Source organism: Parendozoicomonas haliclonae, from assembly GCF_900174585.1.
Taxonomy (GTDB): domain Bacteria; phylum Pseudomonadota; class Gammaproteobacteria; order Pseudomonadales; family Endozoicomonadaceae; genus Sansalvadorimonas; species Sansalvadorimonas haliclonae.
Map to the genome: position 1 here is coordinate 425,423 of NZ_FWPT01000002.1, position 17,569 is coordinate 442,991.

A 17,569-nucleotide genomic window follows, 5' to 3' on the forward strand; every position below is an offset into this window, starting at 1 on the left:
TATCGGGTGTATCAGCTTTAGGCCAGGCCAAGATCCTTATCATGCACCATTTCCCGATGCAGCCACTCTCCCCGAAGTGTTTCCTGGTAGTAGGTGCCGACTGCACCGCTTAGCAGCTCCTGCACCTGATGCTCCAGATACTTTCTGCGCAAGATCAGCTCAGCCCGCTGAATCAGACGTTCATCATCAATACGATCTCGGGCAGAAGGCTTTAGCTTTTTCAAAGCCATATTCAGCTCATCATGCTCAGTACGCAACTTATGCATGATATCAGCCAGCTTCTTAACCCCTTCTACCGCTTCCCGGCGCATGGCCCGCCAATCTTCCTTGTCGAGCTTCACCAAATTACTGTCGTAGGCCTTCTCGCGCTCGTCACTATCCTGCCGGCTTTGGATAATTTTTTTGAGGCGCACCCGGTTCAAATAGTTATTGAACCGCTCCAGGGTCTGCCCGCCGATAAAGGAGACTATCCAGTAGGCACAGGCTGCCGCTGTCGGAACAGGTATCAAATCTACCTTGTTGGGCAGGATACCTTTCAGTACAAACATGGCACCGGCCTTCACAACCTTGCCGGCATTCCAGGTCAGGTTGGTGAAGACAAAGTGACCGATAACCTTCACCGAATGGAAAGCGGCAAGCTTGCTGCCTTTCATCAGCTGATTGAAAGCACTGGCCACGGCATGGCGGCGCAACTCCTTTCTTTCCAACGCCTTGAAGTTGCCAAAGGCTTCCCGCATCTGAATATCAGAAACCCGGCTACTGTCCTTTTTGCTGGTCACCAGTATCTTCAGCCACTCACGCTGATCTTCTTTTACGACTTTGTTCTTGTAACGGAACAGCACCCGGTTGGAAGCTTCATTAAAAATTTTAAAACGACGTTCCTCTGAGATAGCTGCCTTCTTTCCTCCCGAAAAAGGTCGCCAAAGCTCCTCAAACTGCTGATCAAACTCCTCTTCAAACCGGGAGATATCGGTTACGGCTTCGGTCATTAACCGACCAAAGTCGTTAAACTTGTCACCCAGTTGTGAGGAACGCAGCTGCTGCAGGACCTGCATACGACGGAACTTGATCTGATCCGCAGCAGATGTCCTGGCATTGCCTTCCAGTTTGGAAAGCCCGGACAGTTCATTCTTAAGATTAAAAAAGGCATTAAAGCCATCGGTAATGGTGCGTTCAGCTACCAGATGGCCCAGACTTTCGTATAAACATTTCCGTTTGTCCGCTGCGGAAGGCTCTCCGGACTTGTCATACTTTTTCACCTTGCGGGAATACCACCACTCCTTGGCCAACCCAAAGCCGGTATCTACGCCAATCAGCAAGGGGGCCGAGAGCAAGGCTGAGCCCAGATAAACAATTCCCCCAATGCCTCCTGTCACCGCTCCCGTGGCAGCAGCAGCTGCCAGCTTCGAGGCAATGGTGACCGAGATTTTTGTTTTGCTGCGCATGGCCTTGCGGAGGATGCTATTGGCCATATCCCGGGTCATACGCAACACCCAGCTGCGCTCCACCTGTTCATTGATCAGCCATAAATCATCATCATTGCAGGTGTAACTCACTTCCTCGGAGGGAGGCTCAAGATTGGGGCGCTGTATCACGATCAAGGGCTTTTTGCCGGAACCCTCAACCTCAAACACCTCATTACCGTTCAGCCCGGCTTCCTGCGCTGCGTTTAAGGCGGATTCCGAAGGCGGCCTATGAGTCGCCTTTAACTGGCTGACCAGCCCCAGATAATCGGTAATCAACTGGCGGGAAGAGTGGTCATGGTGCAAAGACAACAGTTCACAGATATCGCGGAACTGGCTCAGTGACAGCATCGAGCCAGGCTTGATGCCCCGGGACTCCAACGCCGCAACCACTTCTTCCCGGGATTTCTCTCGACTCTCGCCTTTACGTCGCAGTTCGCTGATCAGGTAATCCCGAATCTCCTGCCGGGGCGCCATTCCTTCCGACAGCACCTGAACGACAGTGACTTTACCTACACTGCCGGCTTTAACTGCACTGGACGGTATGCCTTTGGGGATATGAGAAACACCCTGTGTGGAGCTGACCTGACGATGATGCTGCCGATTCAGATGCTCCACACAGTTGCGCAGCTCCATCAATGCTTCAAAGGTGAGATCCTTTTCCGTCTCAAGGTGCTTTTCTTTCAGCAGGATTTGTAAGGCAGCGCTTGCGCCACGCTCTGAATAACGCCCTTCCAGCGTGAGGACATCCATATAGTGGGGAATAAGCACCCGCTGCAGATAGCCGGTTGGCAGTGACTTTTTGGCTGCAATAAATTCATAGGCCAGCCGCTGAGGCGTAAGGTTCACCAGATAATCCATCTGGCTGATCACCTGTTCATCCACCAGCGAGTTCTTGTGCTTCATGCCCGGCTGAGATTTCTGGCGGCGCTCCATCTCACAGATGCCGGCCAGATCCATGGCGGCTGCTACCCGAAAGCCCAAAGGTGTGGAAAGTTCACAGGCCTGCTCGGAAGAGTCGGTATCGTCTTTCACAGGTGAGACGGTACGATGGCTAAGGGCTTTGCCATGTTCATTCAGAAAGGTGCTGGTGTAAGCCGTATGCAGTTTACTGTCGAGATCTGCGACATGGTCGTGATGCAGAAGGGAAGCCAGCTTTCTGGCCATGCGCTTGAGGAAGTTAACCTTGTGTCCGGCCCATCGGGAAGCCGGCGAAGGCGCGACCTCAGCCTTCCAGACACCATCGGAATGGCTGATATCACGTAACTGACTGGCTCCGCCCCTTAACGGATTCTTGCCTTCGCCACTGAAGATACGGGCGAACTCAACCGGGGCGGGCTTTTGATAAAAGCGGGTTTGTGAGCCATTCCCTGGCACGCCGATAAGCTCCCTGAGCCAAACCGATAGAAAAGTTATTCCATCAGTTTAGGAGAGCTTATCGGTTTATGGTCTTATGAAAGGGAAACGCGATCGAGAACCAGATAGCTGTATTTCAAACCATCTTCAGACTCATTGTCTTCACGGGCAAACTCGGTCCACTCACTCTCGACAATCTCCGGGAAGAAGGCATCGCCCTCAAAGGCCTGCCCGACTTTGGTGAGATAGAGACGATCCGCCTTGGGCAGAGCCTGACGGTAGATCTGCTCTCCGCCAATCACCATAACCTCAGAGATACCATTGATAGTGGCGATACTCTCCGCCAGTGCCAGTGCTTCATCCAGGTTCGCTACAACCCGTACCCCTTCATGATTCCACTCAGGATCACGGGTAAGGACGATGTTGGTGCGGCCCGGCAGAGGCTTACGCAGCGACTCAAACGTCTTGCGCCCCATAATAATCGGCTTGCCCATGGTGACTGCCTTGAAATAGCGCAGATCACCCGGCAGGTACCAGGGCAGCTTGTTATCGATTCCGATGGCATTGTTCTCCGCCACCGCAGCAATCATCGCAACTTTCATTTGTATTTGTTTTTCCTGTTGTCGATTTCGTCCGGCTGATAAACACCCACATTGCTATGGCCTTCATCACGCAGATGCATGGCGTGAAGCTGGCTCATTACGCCCTTATCGCAATAGAGCAGGTAATGGCGGCTCTTATCCAGTTCCGGGAACTTGGTACGCAGTTGGTAGAACGGCATAACCACAATCTCACGGCCATCCAGCTTCAGCGGCTTGATCTCTTCTTCGGTCGGGTGACGGATATCGATGATGATATCGTCCTGCGCCAACTCGTTGGTCACTTCCACCTGCTCACGGGACAGATCATCGGCGATGATATCGGCCACAGAGACATTGCGGCGGTTCTCAATAGCAGCTTCCAGAACGGAGAAATCAAAGAAGCCCTCTTCCTTTTCCACCTTCTCAGGCTTGGCACGGGTGGTCGGATTCTTGGAGATGACCGCGCAGTATTCCGGAATGCTCTTGGCAAACTCTTCGGTACCGATCTGACGGGCAACAGAAATAATTTCCTGCTTATCCATAGTCGCCAGCGGACGGAACACCAGCCTGTCGGTCACCTTGTCGATCACCGCCAGATTCGGCAGTGTCTGGCTGGATACCTGAGCAATGGATTCACCAGTCACTATCGCGTCAATATGCATCAACTCAGCGGTCTTGCTGGCGGCGCGCAGCATCATCCGCTTGAGGATAACGCCCATATAGCTGTTATCAATCTTGGTCAGGATCTCTTCCACCACGCCTTCAAAAGGAATGGTCACAAAGCGAACCCGGTGGGATGCACCATAACGGTCCCACAGATAGTAAGCCACTTCCTTCACCGCCAACTCGTGGGCATGACCACCCAGATTGAAGAAGCAGAAGTGGGTGTTCAGGCCACGCTTCATCATCAGGAAGCTGGATACGGTAGAGTCAAAACCACCGGAAATCAGAGACAGCACCGGCTCCTGGGTGCCCATCGGGTAACCACCCAAACCAGGATGACGACGAGTGATCAGGAACCAGCGATTGTTCTTAACCTCGATCTCAACCTTCACATCCGGGTTCTTCAGACTTACGCCCGCCGCACCGGTGGTCTGGTTCAGCTCACCACCGATATAACGCTCCAGATCAGTGGAAGTGAAGTTATGGTGGCCGCCGCGCTTGGCACGCACACAGAAGGTCTTGCCTTCCAGCTGCTCGGCAAAGATAGGACGAACAATCTCCAGCATCTCATCCATGGTTCCCAGCGGATATTCCGCTACTTCCAAAATCTGGTGGATACCGGGAATGCAGCTCAGACGATCAGCAATCGCAGCTACGTCAGAAGGCTCGTCGCTGGAAGTCTGTACATCGAGCATATCCCACTTGCCGGTCACTTCGATGGACTCATCAAGAGGGCGGCAGACTGTACGGATATTGCGGCGGAGCTGTTTGACAAGTTGCTTTCTCACCGGAGAACTCTTGATCGTAATCTCCGGGAACAGCTTGATAATAAATTTCATGGACAACGAATGGGTCAAAAACTGTGAATCCGGTAATTATACAGAACCGCAGCCGCAGCGGGTACGATCCCCCCATAAAGAAGCAGGCATTGGTATAGGGAAGGTGTAAACTGTAGGCGCCGGAGGGGGCAGAAAACCTTAACGCACCACAATGGGGCACACTCAAGCCGAGAGCAACCAGGGTGACCCGTTTTGGTGCGGGAGGTTTTTGAAAAGTGCTCATTTGTTGCACCAAAACCAGGATACGCCTTCAACGGAAGTACACACTTCAGGGAAAGACAGTGTTTTGGCACACGGATTGCTATTAGAGAAACCGAGTAGAGTTGCAAGACGTGCATAAGCACAGAACCGGGCTGGTCAACTGCTCGCCATTGACCAAATCTGCCGAAGGACGCACACCCAGCACCCACTGAGAGCGGACACAATGGTGGCAGGCCCGACAGAATTGAGAAACATCAAGCCTGAGGAATGACAAGAATGTCTAACAAGACTCTTTCCCTGATCAAGGAACACGACGCCAAGTGGGTTGACCTGCGCTTCACCGACACCCGCGGCAAAGAGCAGCACGTTTCCCTGCCTATCGGCGAAATCGACAGCGAGTTCTTTGAAATCGGCAAAATGTTCGATGGCTCCTCCATCGCTGGCTGGAAAGGTATCAACGAATCCGACATGATCCTGATGCCGGACGACAGCACCGCCATTCTCGACCCGTTCACCGAAGCAACCACCGTTAACCTGCGCTGCGACATCATCGAGCCTGCCACCATGCAGGGCTACGAGCGTGACCCACGTTCTGTTGCCAAGCGCGCTGAAGAATACCTGAAGTCCACCGGTATCGGTGATACTGCCTTCTTTGGCCCAGAGCCAGAGTTCTTCGTATTTGACGACGTGAAGTGGAAGGTTGACATCTCCGGCGCGTCCTACGAAGTGAACTCCGAAGAAGCGGCCTGGGCTTCCAACGAAATGTTTGAAGGCGGCAACATCGGTCACCGTCCTGGCGTTAAAGGCGGTTACTTCCCGGTTCCTCCAGTCGATTCCCTGCACGATCTGCGTGCCGCCATGTGTGCCGCTACCGAAGCCATGGGCGTTCCTGTAGAAGTGCATCACCACGAAGTAGGCACAGCCGGTCAGTGTGAAATCGGTACCCGTTTCAACACTCTGGTACGCAAGGCTGACGAAACCCAGATCCTGAAGTATGCCGTGCACAACGTTGCTCACGCCTACGGCAAGACTGCCACCTTTATGCCTAAGCCACTGGTTGGTGATAACGGCAGCGGCATGCACGTTCACATGTCCATCAGCAAGGACGGCAACAACCTGTTCGCAGGCGACGGCTATGCCGGTCTGAGCGAAACCGCTCTGTACTACATCGGTGGTGTGATCAAACACGCTAAAGCGATCAACGCTTTCACCAACGCTTCCACCAACGCCTACAAGCGTCTGGTTCCAGGTTTTGAAGCTCCTGTTATGCTGGCTTACTCCGCCCGTAACCGTTCCGCTTCCATCCGTATTCCTTACGTGAACAGCCCTAAGGCCCGTCGTATCGAAGTACGTTTCCCTGACCCGACTGCCAACCCATACCTGGCTTTCGCAGCCCTGATGATGGCTGGTCTGGACGGCATCAAGAACCAGATTCACCCTGGCGATGCGGCTGACAAGGATCTGTACGATCTGCCACCGGAAGAAGCTTCTGAGATCCCAACTGTTGCAGCCAGCTTTGAAGAAGCTCTGTCTGCACTGGACGCAGACCGTGCCTTCCTGACCGAAGGTGGCGTATTCACCGACGACATGATCGACGGCTACCTCGAGCTGAAGCGCGAAGAGTGCATCAAAGTAAGCCAGACCACTCACCCTGTTGAGTTTGATCTGTATTACTCTTGCTAAGAGATGGTTCTGCTAAACGCGGGTCTTGCTAAGAGATGTCTGGCTCCCACGCTGAGCGTGGGAGCCAACGACTGCTTTAGCAAACACTGATATCCATCCCGGAAGGCTGCCAACAGGCAGCCTTCTTTTTTTGCCTCCAGAAAATGATATTCAGATATTCAGCAAGCGCTTGATATCCGCACGGGAAGGGATAACACCAGAAGGCAGCTTGTGTGTTTCCAGCAGATGCAGCAGCCGCTCAGCTCTTGGTCGATCAAAGTCGGCCGGCAGGCGGCAATCCGTCCAATAACCGGACATACCTGCCATCACACACAGGTAAGAAGCCACATGTTCATAAACCCGGGTTGTGGGATGAATACTGTCCCAGAAAAAATACTGTTCCGGGTGATCACAGACTTTAAATGGCTCGCCCAGATAGCTGGATTCCAGCAGCCCCCCTTGAATGGAAGGACCGCCGTCTCCACTCGGACAACCATTCACATTCACATTGGTGCAGGCTTTGCTCTTTTCGGTAAAGCCAAAACTGTCCGCATTATCGAAGAACAACCGGAACGCTGAATAGCCGTCAGCAAAGATCAGCTGGATATCCGGATTCTCCTGCTGCAGCCTGATTCTTTCGTTGTTCGCCATACGATTGTGTCGTTCAATCTGAACCTTGAACGGGTAAGTGTTTGCGCCAATAAAACAGGGTGTAATAGTGATGTCAGGCAACGTGCCCCAGGCAATATGTTTGGCGCCATGGTCAATCAACTGCTCAAGAATATCGACCTGCGCAGACACAACGGCTTCCGGTTGCCAGTAGCCATTCTGGTAATCATTGGAGCCGGAGAACAACACATACATGGTGTCCGGCTCAAGCACAGGATGCTCATCCAAATACCAGCGCACTACTTCCTGAGCGCTGGGGATAAACCATTTGCTGAACCCTTTGCTGAGATGTTCCAGCACGCCCGACACATCCCATGCCTCGTCATCCTGCAACTGATACAGGGACGACAGAAAATTCTTCCCGGACAGCGACCAGCTACCACCAAAGGCCAGATTCACAAACTGACCACCGTCTTCCGGATCCAGTCCCAGCATGGGAGCCACCAGCTCACTGGACACCGGACCATTACTGAACCGTCCCTGGTAATAATGTTTGGGCGGAATCTCACCCACAAACAACTTTAGCGGCAACCGGTTCCAACCGAAATGAAAGAGATGGTCAAAGAAGTCCGGGCGGGGAACGCCGCCTTGGAAATAACGGGTCAGGGTTCGCGTGTTTCCGGTATCCGCCAGACTGTCGCCAAAAATAACCAGCTTCTTCAACCGTATGGGCGCTTCGGCTTCTGCAGACTCCTGCCCGGCCTTTAACACAGGGTTGAATAAAAGCGTCAGGGCAAAGACAAATGAAATTAATTGCCATGGAGCTGTCATCATTGGCACGCCTCATCCGCAAGCATTATCATGGGGAGAAAGAGAATAGGAAAAACAGGGATACCATGACGGCAATTCTTCGCCAGCTCGCAATGATCGCGCTATTTATGTCTGTTATCTCCGTTCCGGTTCAGGCCGAGATTTACCGAACGGTTGATGCGGAAGGTAATGTTATCTTTACCGACCAGAAGCCGAAGAGCGGCCCTTCTGAAACGGTTGAGGTCGGCCCTGTTTTAACTGTGCCTTCGACCAAGGTTAAGCCCCTGCCGCCCAAACCGAAACAAGAGCAGCAGGCAAACCGCTACAAATCTTTGAACATCGTCTCACCTGAAAATGAACAGTCTTTCCAGAACCCTGAAAGAATCACCATCACCGCCCAGGCTCGGCCTTCAGCCCGGTCAGGGGATCGTTTTCGCCTGATATGGGATGGTTCCTCACTTCTGGAAAGTGATTCGCCAAACTTTACCGTGGAAATGCCTGATCGCGGCGCCCATTCGATCCAGATCGAGATTATGGATAAGAACGGCAAAACACTTATCAGCAGCCAGCCGCGCACTATCTATGTGCACCGTGCCAGTGTGTTCAACAACCCGCAACACAAGCCGGATGACGATATGGATGATGTCGGTGGACCAGCCGTTGCTCTCCTTAATGCTGTGACTTCCCTGTTAGTCGATAAGGCCACTGATAACTAATCAAGCTTCTTCCCATGGCAGTGCCCACAGCACTGTCATGGAACACTCTCCCCTCATACAAACCTGTGGCGCACCAATATGGTGCAATATACAATAACCTCTAAAATGTCCCTTTGCAGCTCTGCCCGCTCTTCTGGCTGGCAGCCGCACATCAAGCCCCGAATACACAGGTTTTCTGGATTGGAAACCTGCAAAAACAAAGCTGGTTTACTTCTTGCAATAACAACAGGAAGAATCACAACAGCAACAATGAAGACTATCAGGCAGAACGATTCCATGATTACGGGTACCCGGCTTACCAATACTCTGCAGCACCAGCCTGGCGATGACCTTCCGGCTTCAATGCAGAAAAGCCTGCTGGATAACCTGACCACCGCTGTACTGGTTTTTGATAGTGAGCTGAACCTTCGTTATATGAATGCTGCGGCTGAAGATGTACTCGAAGTCAGCGACCGTCGTGTGCACGGTATCAACATCCGTGAACTGTTTATTGAAGATCAATCCTCCCTGAGCAGCATGGAAAAAGCCTTGTATAACGAAGAAGGCTACAACAAGCGGGAAGCCAAACTGCAACTGCTGACCGGGCAAAGTCTGACTGCTGATTACGCCATCACTCCACTGCAGGATGCTGGAGAGGCGAACCTGTTGATGGAGCTGCAACCCCGCGATCGCCTGCTTCGTATTCGCCGGGAAGAAACCCTCAAGGCTAAACAGGAAACTGCCCGTATCCTTGTTCGCGGCTTGGCCCATGAAATTAAAAACCCGCTGGGCGGCGTACGCGGTGCAGCACAGCTACTGGAACGGGAACTGCCTAATGCCGAGCTGAAAGAGTACACCAGCGTCATTATTGAAGAAGCCGACCGGCTGCGGAATCTGGTTGACCGGATGCTTGGGCCGATCAAACCGCCCCGCTTTGATGAAACCAATATCCACGAAGTGCTGGAACGGGTCTGCAGCCTGATCAATGCCGAGACCGGCCACTCGCTGCGTATCATCCGCGATTACGACCCCAGCATTCCGGAAATGAGTATTGATGCGGAACAGATGATTCAGGCCACCCTGAATATTGTTCGCAATGCCATGCAGGCCATCACCCAGAGCATGCCCCAAAGCGATGGCTGCATCACCCTGCGCACCCGCATTCTCAGACAGTTCACCATCAGCAATGTCCGCCACCGGATTATCTGCCGGGTCGACATCGAAGATAACGGCCCGGGTATTCCCAAAGATATGCTGGAGAATATTTTTTACCCGATGATCAGTGGCCGCGCCGATGGCACCGGCCTGGGACTCTCCATCGCCCAATCCATCCTGAGCCAGCACGACGGCATTATTAATTGTGAGTCGGAGCCCGGACAAACCCGTTTTAGCCTTTTTATTCCCTTTGTCAGTCACAAGACTGAACAACAGACTCACGCAGGAGCCGGGAGAACGCCATGAGCATAGATTCAGCCATCAACAAGGAAGTGAACGGACACGTCTGGATCATTGATGATGATCGTTCTATCCGCTGGGTTCTGGAACGGGCTTTGTCTCAGGCCGGTATCAAGGTTTCCAGTTTTGAAAGTGCCGATACTGCGCTGAACAAGATTGCCAGCCAGCGGCCGGATGCCATTATCAGTGATGTGCGCATGCCTGGTACCGACGGTCTGGCCATGCTGAAAACATTGCAGACCGATTACCCGGAACTGCCGGTGATTATCATGACCGCCCACTCGGATTTGGACAGTGCTGTTGCTTCCTATCAGGGCGGTGCGTTCGAGTACCTGCCCAAGCCTTTCGATCTGGATGAAGCGGTTAATCTGGTTAAGCGTGCGCTTAGTCATGCGCAGGAACTGGCACAGGAGAAACAGGCTCAGCAACTGGAACAGCACGCCGAACCAACGCCGGAAATTATTGGCGAAGCTCCGGCTATGCAGGAAGTCTTCCGTGCCATTGGACGACTGTCACAATCTAATATCACTGTGCTGATTAACGGCGAATCCGGAACCGGTAAAGAGCTGGTTGCCCATGCCCTGCATCGTCACAGCCCACGAGCGGCAGCACCCTTTATTCCTTTGAATATGGCAGCTATCCCCAAGGACCTGATCGAATCCGAACTGTTCGGGCATGAGAAAGGCGCCTTTACCGGTGCCAATGCCACCCGCCGGGGCCGTTTTGAACAGGCCGACGGCGGTACCCTGTTTCTCGATGAAATTGGGGATATGCCGGCAGATACCCAGACCCGTCTGCTCAGGGTTCTGGCCGATGGCGAATTTTATCGTGTTGGCGGCCATACGCCGGTATCGGTCAATGTTCGTATTATTGCTGCGACCCACCAGGATCTCGAAAACCTGGTTCTGGAAGGCAAGTTCCGGGAAGACCTGTTCCACCGACTCAATGTTATCCGTGTGCATCTGCCACGACTGGCAGACCGCCGGGAAGACATTCCATTGCTGGCCCGGCACTTTCTCGACCGGGCCGCTAAAGAGCTGGATGTGGAACCCAAGATTCTACATGCCGACACCGTCGAGTTTATGTCCTGCCTGGACTGGCCCGGCAATGTACGACAGCTTGAAAATACCTGCCGCTGGCTGACGGTTATGGCATCCGGCCGGGAAGTGCTGGTCGCCGATATGCCGCCTGAGCTGATGCAGCAACAGGCTATACCGACAGCCGGAGATAACTGGGAACAGGCTCTGCGCAACTGGGCGGATCAACAGCTGACCCGTGGCGAAACCGAGCTACTAAACCATGCGGTTCCTGCTTTTGAACGCATCATGATCGAAACCGCACTCAAACATACCTTCGGCAGACGCCGGGATGCTGCTGCCTTGCTGGGCTGGGGGCGAAATACCCTGACTCGCAAGATCAAGGAGCTGGGTATGAATGATAACAAGGCTGACGAAGAAGAATCCCTGGAAGAAGCGGTTTAGAGTCGCTTAACGTCTACACTCCTTTCTGCTTTCAACAGGCAGGGGGAGTGAGCTTTGCAAAGTCTGAGAATAACAACGTCCTTTCTTTTTCTGCTTCTGGCCACTCCAATAATGGCCAGCATGAATGTCTCCCCCATCGTTATCTACTTTCGCTCCGATCAACCACCCAGACAGGATGTCACGGTCAGCAATCCGGATGCAGAAGTGCTCTATCTGGAAACTGAAATCTATCGGGTCGAGAATCCGGGTACAGAACAGGAAGAAAATGTTCGTATCACCACCCCTGCTGAGATGAAGCTGCTGGCTACGCCGAACAAGGCGGTAATTCCCTCGGGCAATCTGAAATCGATTCGCCTTCTAAGTCTGGAAACACCCTCAGTGGAAAAGGTTTACCGGGTTACCTTCAGGCCGGTTATCGGAGATATCAAAGCCAACCGCACCGCCGTAAAAATTTTGATCGCCTATCAGGCTCTGGTGTTTGTGCAACCAGAAAAGCCTTTCTGGCAGGTCAGTGCCTCTATCCAAAACCGGCAACTGCAACTCACCAACACTGGCAATATTAATGTCATTATACGCAAGCCACGATATTGCCCAGGCACCAACGATAATGACTGTATTGATCTGGAGAAAGGACGACGAATTTACAGCGGCCAGAGTTGGTCAACTCCGCTGCCAGCAGATATCCCCGTCGACAAAGGCACTATCAAATATGGTGTTTATGAAGGGAATCAGGAAACCACCAAAACCCTGAAGTTAGGCTAGAAAAATTAATTCACACTCACGGTAATAGTCAGCGTATCGCTATAGGTATCCACAGGAACCTTATAAACATCCTGACCGTAAATTTCGACCCGTAATATCGCATTGTTTTGCCCATTACAGTCCAGAGAGCGGCTTCCCTGAAACCATCTAGGCATCATGCCTGCCGCATTCAGCAACTGCCAATTACTACCTGGTGTCTGATAGCTGACTCGATAATGAAGCTGCCGCCCTGCAGCACTCTTTAGCTCGAAGCTGCCTCCTGGATTATTCGCACCATTAAAAGAAATACGATACCAGCCCCCCAGACTATCAAACACACAGAAAGTCGTTTGCTTCCAGATCCAGCTGCCTGACCACTCGGCATAAAACAGGTTTACATCTTCCAGATTGCTGATTTTTACAGTGCTTGGAATATTAATAAGAATGGATACCAATCGCTTATCAATATGAGTTGTGTTTTCAGTATCCTCACCAACCAGCATAAACGTGAATTGGTGACTGCCCTGCTGCAAACCTCCAAGAACATCACGATCAAACGTCAGTGTTAATGTTCCAGTCACCTGGCCATTTGTGTGTGTCGTCAACGCAGCGGTACTCCACTCCCCCGGGTTAAACGATGCACTTTGACCGCCCTGACTCCACTTTACCGGCCCATTAAGATACTTATTTAATACAGGTTGAGGTCCCAGGACCGGTGTTCCGTACTGATAATCGTCAAAAATAGCCAGTCGATATTCCTGTCCTATACACCCACTGGAGCACCAGCTACTGAAACCGACCGTTATCGCCACCTGTAGACTGTTATTGTTTTCAGGATTCCAGTTCAATTGACCGGTCGTCACATAATTAAAGTCAAAAAATGCTTGAGCCTCCGTATTAAACAGAGTGATAAATACCATCAGCCATAGTTTTATTATTATTGCTGGCTTGAACAGCGAATCCCTGCGCATTTCCAAAATGTTTTCCCGGGGAAAAGGGAGTATGTCACCGCAGGGTGATGAGCACATACATACAGCTCCAATGGTCGAATTGAGTGGCACTTCTGATCTTTTGGAGTTTTTTCAGACGTCTTACGATTATCAGGAACAGGTAGCTGTGACTCTTCAACTAATGTCCCTAATGAAACACCTTCATTTTTATTGATACTTCTCACAGCATTCAACTGGGTAGAACCAAGATTGACAATCGGTCTCAGAATCTCGTTTTTGTTTGTTTCTACCACATAATCAAGGTTCACAATCCCAACCACTTGCTTTCCCTGTTTGAAGGAAAGCTGTTCTTTATTGGCCGGAATTTCCAGCTGATAAATTCCAAAGTCATCAGTGACAACACAGTTATCCCCCCCACACACAGAGACTCCCGCCCATGGCTGCTCGCTTTTATCTAACAGCTGACCAAATACCAGTTTAACGGGATGAGCACTAAAGCTTTGCAGGACGACATTACCTGGATACAAAGTCACTTCTCGTTCATTGTCGTCATAATTAAATAAGCCTGTTCCAACCGCCTGCAGTCGTATCCGATAACTCTGAAAAGGTGCCAGAGGTATTATCGAAGCCAGACCTCCTCTTGCGCGACCTCGTACCTGATCATTGACAAGAACCTGAAACTCACTGCTTTTAGGGGCATCATTAACCTGTACAACCAACATACTGTTGGCAGCAAAGTCTCCTCCAAAGATAATGTGCCCATCTTTATAGCTAAGGTTGGTTACTGCTCCAACAGCCCATGATTTTGCTGCATATTCATTTGAACTTCTGGTGCTTTTTGAATAAGAAACACTGCCATTGATGCTGCCTTGCATCGACATATAGTTGAGTGTCCCACCTGTGCCCCACTGCTCTTTTTCTACACTTCCCCACCCATGCCCACTCAGCCGCCCGTCACCTGTTTTGATTTCATTAAATGAAATATCATAACTACCCTTCGCCGAGGTTTCCCGATCACTCCCTCCGGAGTCCTGACGAGAAACCTGAGCAATAAAAGCCTGCTGAAATCGATCATTACGTAAACGAAAGTTCAGCCCACCAAAAAGCCTGCGATCATCTGCAACAATCATAGCTTCTATTCGGCCTTCAAGTTGAAAGGATCGATCTTGAAGCAGTGTACGTGAATAGCTCACAGTGTGCTGTTCCGGTTGATGTTCCAGCTTTCCCGAAAGGCTGGTATTTCCTATCCGAAGATAGCGATACTGGAGCACACCATTCCATAATCTCGTATTAGCACTGGTAGAAAAGCTTTCCGTATTGCTGCCGAACAAAACTGGCTCGGGTTTGTGATGAATCGTGAGCTTTCGATAATTGGCATTAATAAAAAAGTTGGTGCCGGTAAGTTGCCCATCAATCCGGTATCCCTTATCTCCTCGGTTACTTAACAGAAATGACGGGGACAAGTTGAGGTACTGACTAACCCAGAGAATCCCTGTTTCTACCAATCCAGCTTGCTGTGTAGCAGCTGCAGCAAGAACACTGCCCCACCGATTCCCCAACCTCTGGGTATATCCTCCCCGCAATAACCAAAAATCGCTTAACTCCGGTTTAATACCTCGCTGACTCTCTTTGGTAACCCGCCCACCCTCAACAAACCAGAGCGGAAAACCAGAGGGTGGGAGACGAGCCTGATTAACAAAAAAACGCGTTTCTTCGCTAATCAGCTGATTACCTTCTCCCAAAATTTTTATCGTGATCTCATACGCGCCGGATGGGAAACGGGAGGTATTTAACGGGTGACTACCGGCATCAAGCATCCAGGCTTGCAGAAGCAAACCGTCCTTAAATATTTCCACCCGCCCACGGGACGGGAGAAAGACATCCAAAGGGGTTGAACGCATTTGTATCAAATCAAGATAAGTGTTTTCTGATGTTCCCAAATGCACGCCGATAATTGGTTGATCCGGGGTAAACGAGTAACCAAAACCGGCTGTACGTTGATAGCCACCGCGAAGATCAATCCCTTCATATTCCCGATCTATATAAAGACTGGAGAGATGAACCCCATACCCTTCAGCAACATCCCAGCTGGCCTCAATATCATCAGCACCTTTGGATAGATAAGTTTGTCCGTAAAGTACTGTATGACTACCTTCCGACCAGACACCGGACGATGACAAGCTGAGACGTTGTATAAAACCGGGCTCCATAGAAGTAGGTGGTGAAAGATAGCGCTGACGGTTAAGGGCACTCTGCTCAAGATATTCCGGAGCAACGAAGACCGTTGCCCGAAATCGTTGCTCATCAAAAATCACACCGGCAATAACAGGGTGAATCCAGCCACAGGACTGCTCTCCTGCCATCGCCGGCTGGCCATTCTGGCACACCTGCCCCGTATGAGAGTTAATACGACCGGTCAATGCAGCCGCAACAGCGACCGGATTTAATACATGGGGAACAGCTTTGGCGATGGCTGCCGGATCACTAAATTCTATTGCATCCGGGTAAATCGTTGCGTGTGCCGCAACCAGATAGCGACTGCCGTAATAAACATCCACCATCGTCTGCCAGGGTTCGGTCAGTAGCTCAAAGCCTTTTGGAGGTGATGCGGATGCTACAAATAACTCCGCACAGGCAATCACAGGCGCCAGAAGGCTCCATAAAACAATAAAAAACAGCGAGTGCTGGGAAAACAGCAACCTATGGTGAGTCTGGCATATCATTCCCTATGGGTATCAGCCATCCCCGCCCGCTGAAGTGGTACTTGTTCCCACTGTCAGTATAATAGTGTCGGAATAAATACCTGAAATTGCTGTTGCAAGAGAGCTGGAAATCGAAGCCGTAAGTTCCAGATTACCCGTTGTGCATTCCGTACTGAGTCCATTCCCGGATGCTCCACCATTTGTAAAGGTCGCAGATTGTCCGTAGGTTGTTATCGTTGTGCCAGCTCCAGTTGAACCGACAGCCTTAAAGTTCAGAGAATAATTGATTGGATCAGTTGTGACAGTGACACCTGATGCTGGTTTGTAGGATAAGATCAACTTACTGTTTGGAGTGGAACTCCCACTGACAACATCAACGGTCAGGTTATAACTACCATCGTGCTGATTGGAAAATACGCAAAAGGTTTGCACAACATTAGCGGGGGCGGTATTACCCGTTGGCGACACCGGAAATTCAATATTATTCAGCCCCCATATCCGCACACCATTCTCAATTTCCAGTCCTACACACACAGTCGCAGATGATGTAGACGCCAGTTGGCAACTATTACTTGAGCTGCTGACTTCAGAGCACGGCTCGGGAAAACCCGCACAGGCCGTCCCAGTAGACTGGGCATGTGACAACATACTGGAGAACAGCAGAACTCCCAGTAAAAGATAGCGGCTTTGAACAAGCATTATCATCACACCTAGAGAACCACAAAGCACAAAAGCGTAGCCGAGAAAATCCGTTTGAAAAGACCATACACATCATAACGGTGTCAGTAGCACGGTCAGAATGTCGGTATAAAACCCATTTGATAATCCACGAAAATTTTGAACATTCGTCATGGCTTTCAGCTTGATATTGCTTTGCCCTTCACAAGGCTCGCCCGGCTGCAGCACCTCGAAATTAAAGGCTACTGCATCCCCATTATTCAGAAACATCCAGTCCGAAGCTCCGATATGGGCAATCCATAACTGATAAGAACCACGTCCCCCGGTAGGCCCAATCAAACTCATACTGTGTTGGCTATTGACTGTGATCTGCCCTCGTCCTGTCGAACTGAAGGCACAAAACGAAATGATTGCCTGATAGACATTACCCTTCGGATGATACCCCAAATTCAGATGACTCAGTCCCCAGAGACGAGCCTCCTCATTAGGGTGTAGGGTAACAGCTATGCTTCCTGAGGATGTTGTTCCCTGCTGGCAGGTTGTAGACGTACAAATTGCAGTTGCCGCCAGACCAAACATCAGACCTGATAATAGAAGACAGACTTGCAGGATGCGCAAATGGAACATTCTGGGTATGCTCTTAACCGACCAATCGATCCACTGGCAGGAAGTTATAGCCTTTC

13 protein-coding genes are annotated in these 17,569 nt (G+C 51.1%); 5 read left to right on the forward strand and 8 right to left on the reverse strand.

Going from position 1 to position 17,569, the window contains the following annotated elements:
- Nucleotides 1–17: 17 nt before the first annotated feature.
- The 3 genes from EHSB41UT_RS05145 to thiI all read right to left on the reverse strand — a co-directional run bounded on the left by EHSB41UT_RS05145 (nt 18) and on the right by thiI (nt 4,902).
- Entirely contained in the window at nt 18–2,840 is a 2,823-nt protein-coding gene (locus tag EHSB41UT_RS05145; RefSeq protein ID WP_087107476.1) for a hypothetical protein, read from the reverse strand.
- 74 nt (nt 2,841–2,914) lie between these two features.
- Entirely contained in the window at nt 2,915–3,421 is a 507-nt protein-coding gene (locus tag EHSB41UT_RS05150) for a dihydrofolate reductase (RefSeq protein WP_087107478.1), read from the reverse strand.
- Nucleotides 3,418–4,902 (reverse strand): tRNA uracil 4-sulfurtransferase ThiI, encoded by a 1,485-nt coding sequence (gene thiI / locus EHSB41UT_RS05155; protein ID WP_087107481.1) that lies wholly within the window; start codon nt 4,900–4,902, stop codon nt 3,418–3,420. Before thiI ends, EHSB41UT_RS05150 begins: the two co-directional genes overlap by 4 nt.
- 477 nt (nt 4,903–5,379) lie before the next feature.
- Here thiI and glnA point away from each other — a divergent pair, with 477 nt between their 5' ends.
- Nucleotides 5,380–6,786, forward strand: a complete 1,407-nt coding sequence (gene glnA, locus EHSB41UT_RS05160; protein WP_087107483.1) for a glutamate--ammonia ligase — start codon at nt 5,380–5,382, stop codon at nt 6,784–6,786.
- Between the two features lie 150 nt (nt 6,787–6,936).
- Here the strand turns inward: glnA and EHSB41UT_RS05165 are convergent, their stop codons facing one another.
- Entirely contained in the window at nt 6,937–8,208 is a 1,272-nt protein-coding gene (locus EHSB41UT_RS05165) for an SGNH/GDSL hydrolase family protein (RefSeq protein WP_133060397.1), read from the reverse strand.
- On the opposite strand from EHSB41UT_RS05165, the gene EHSB41UT_RS05170 reads away from it, so the two are divergent.
- From EHSB41UT_RS05170 to EHSB41UT_RS05185, 4 genes are all read left to right on the forward strand, one after another.
- Nucleotides 8,178–8,900, forward strand: a complete 723-nt coding sequence (locus tag EHSB41UT_RS05170) for a DUF4124 domain-containing protein (protein WP_087107487.1) — start codon at nt 8,178–8,180, stop codon at nt 8,898–8,900. The two genes, EHSB41UT_RS05165 and EHSB41UT_RS05170, sit on opposite strands and share 31 nt — an antisense overlap.
- A 249-nt stretch (nt 8,901–9,149) precedes the next feature.
- Complete coding sequence (gene glnL / locus EHSB41UT_RS05175) at nt 9,150–10,340, forward strand: nitrogen regulation protein NR(II) (protein ID WP_341350347.1); 1,191 nt, start codon at nt 9,150–9,152, stop codon at nt 10,338–10,340.
- Entirely contained in the window at nt 10,337–11,815 is a 1,479-nt protein-coding gene (gene glnG, locus EHSB41UT_RS05180) for a nitrogen regulation protein NR(I) (RefSeq protein WP_087107489.1), read from the forward strand. The genes glnL and glnG overlap by 4 nt, the downstream gene beginning before the upstream one ends.
- Before the next feature lie 111 nt (nt 11,816–11,926).
- Nucleotides 11,927–12,577 (forward strand): hypothetical protein, encoded by a 651-nt coding sequence (locus EHSB41UT_RS05185; RefSeq protein WP_087107491.1) that lies wholly within the window; start codon nt 11,927–11,929, stop codon nt 12,575–12,577.
- A gap of 5 nt (nt 12,578–12,582) precedes the next feature.
- On the opposite strand, the gene EHSB41UT_RS05190 is transcribed toward EHSB41UT_RS05185, so the two are convergent.
- From EHSB41UT_RS05190 to EHSB41UT_RS24440, 4 genes are all read right to left on the reverse strand, one after another.
- Nucleotides 12,583–13,527: a hypothetical protein gene (locus EHSB41UT_RS05190; RefSeq protein WP_133060398.1), complete on the reverse strand. Its 945-nt coding sequence runs from the start codon at nt 13,525–13,527 to the stop codon at nt 12,583–12,585.
- Complete coding sequence (locus EHSB41UT_RS05195) at nt 13,494–16,205, reverse strand: TcfC E-set like domain-containing protein (protein WP_165767156.1); 2,712 nt, start codon at nt 16,203–16,205, stop codon at nt 13,494–13,496. Before EHSB41UT_RS05195 ends, EHSB41UT_RS05190 begins: the two co-directional genes overlap by 34 nt.
- Before the next feature lie 36 nt (nt 16,206–16,241).
- On the reverse strand, nt 16,242–16,907 hold the full coding sequence (locus EHSB41UT_RS24435; protein ID WP_133060399.1) for a hypothetical protein: 666 nt from the start codon (nt 16,905–16,907) through the stop codon (nt 16,242–16,244).
- A gap of 72 nt (nt 16,908–16,979) precedes the next feature.
- The gene (locus EHSB41UT_RS24440; RefSeq protein WP_133060400.1) at nt 16,980–17,513 is read right to left on the reverse strand and encodes a hypothetical protein; all 534 of its coding nucleotides are present in this window, start codon (nt 17,511–17,513) and stop codon (nt 16,980–16,982) included.
- Nucleotides 17,514–17,569: the final 56 nt, after the last annotated feature.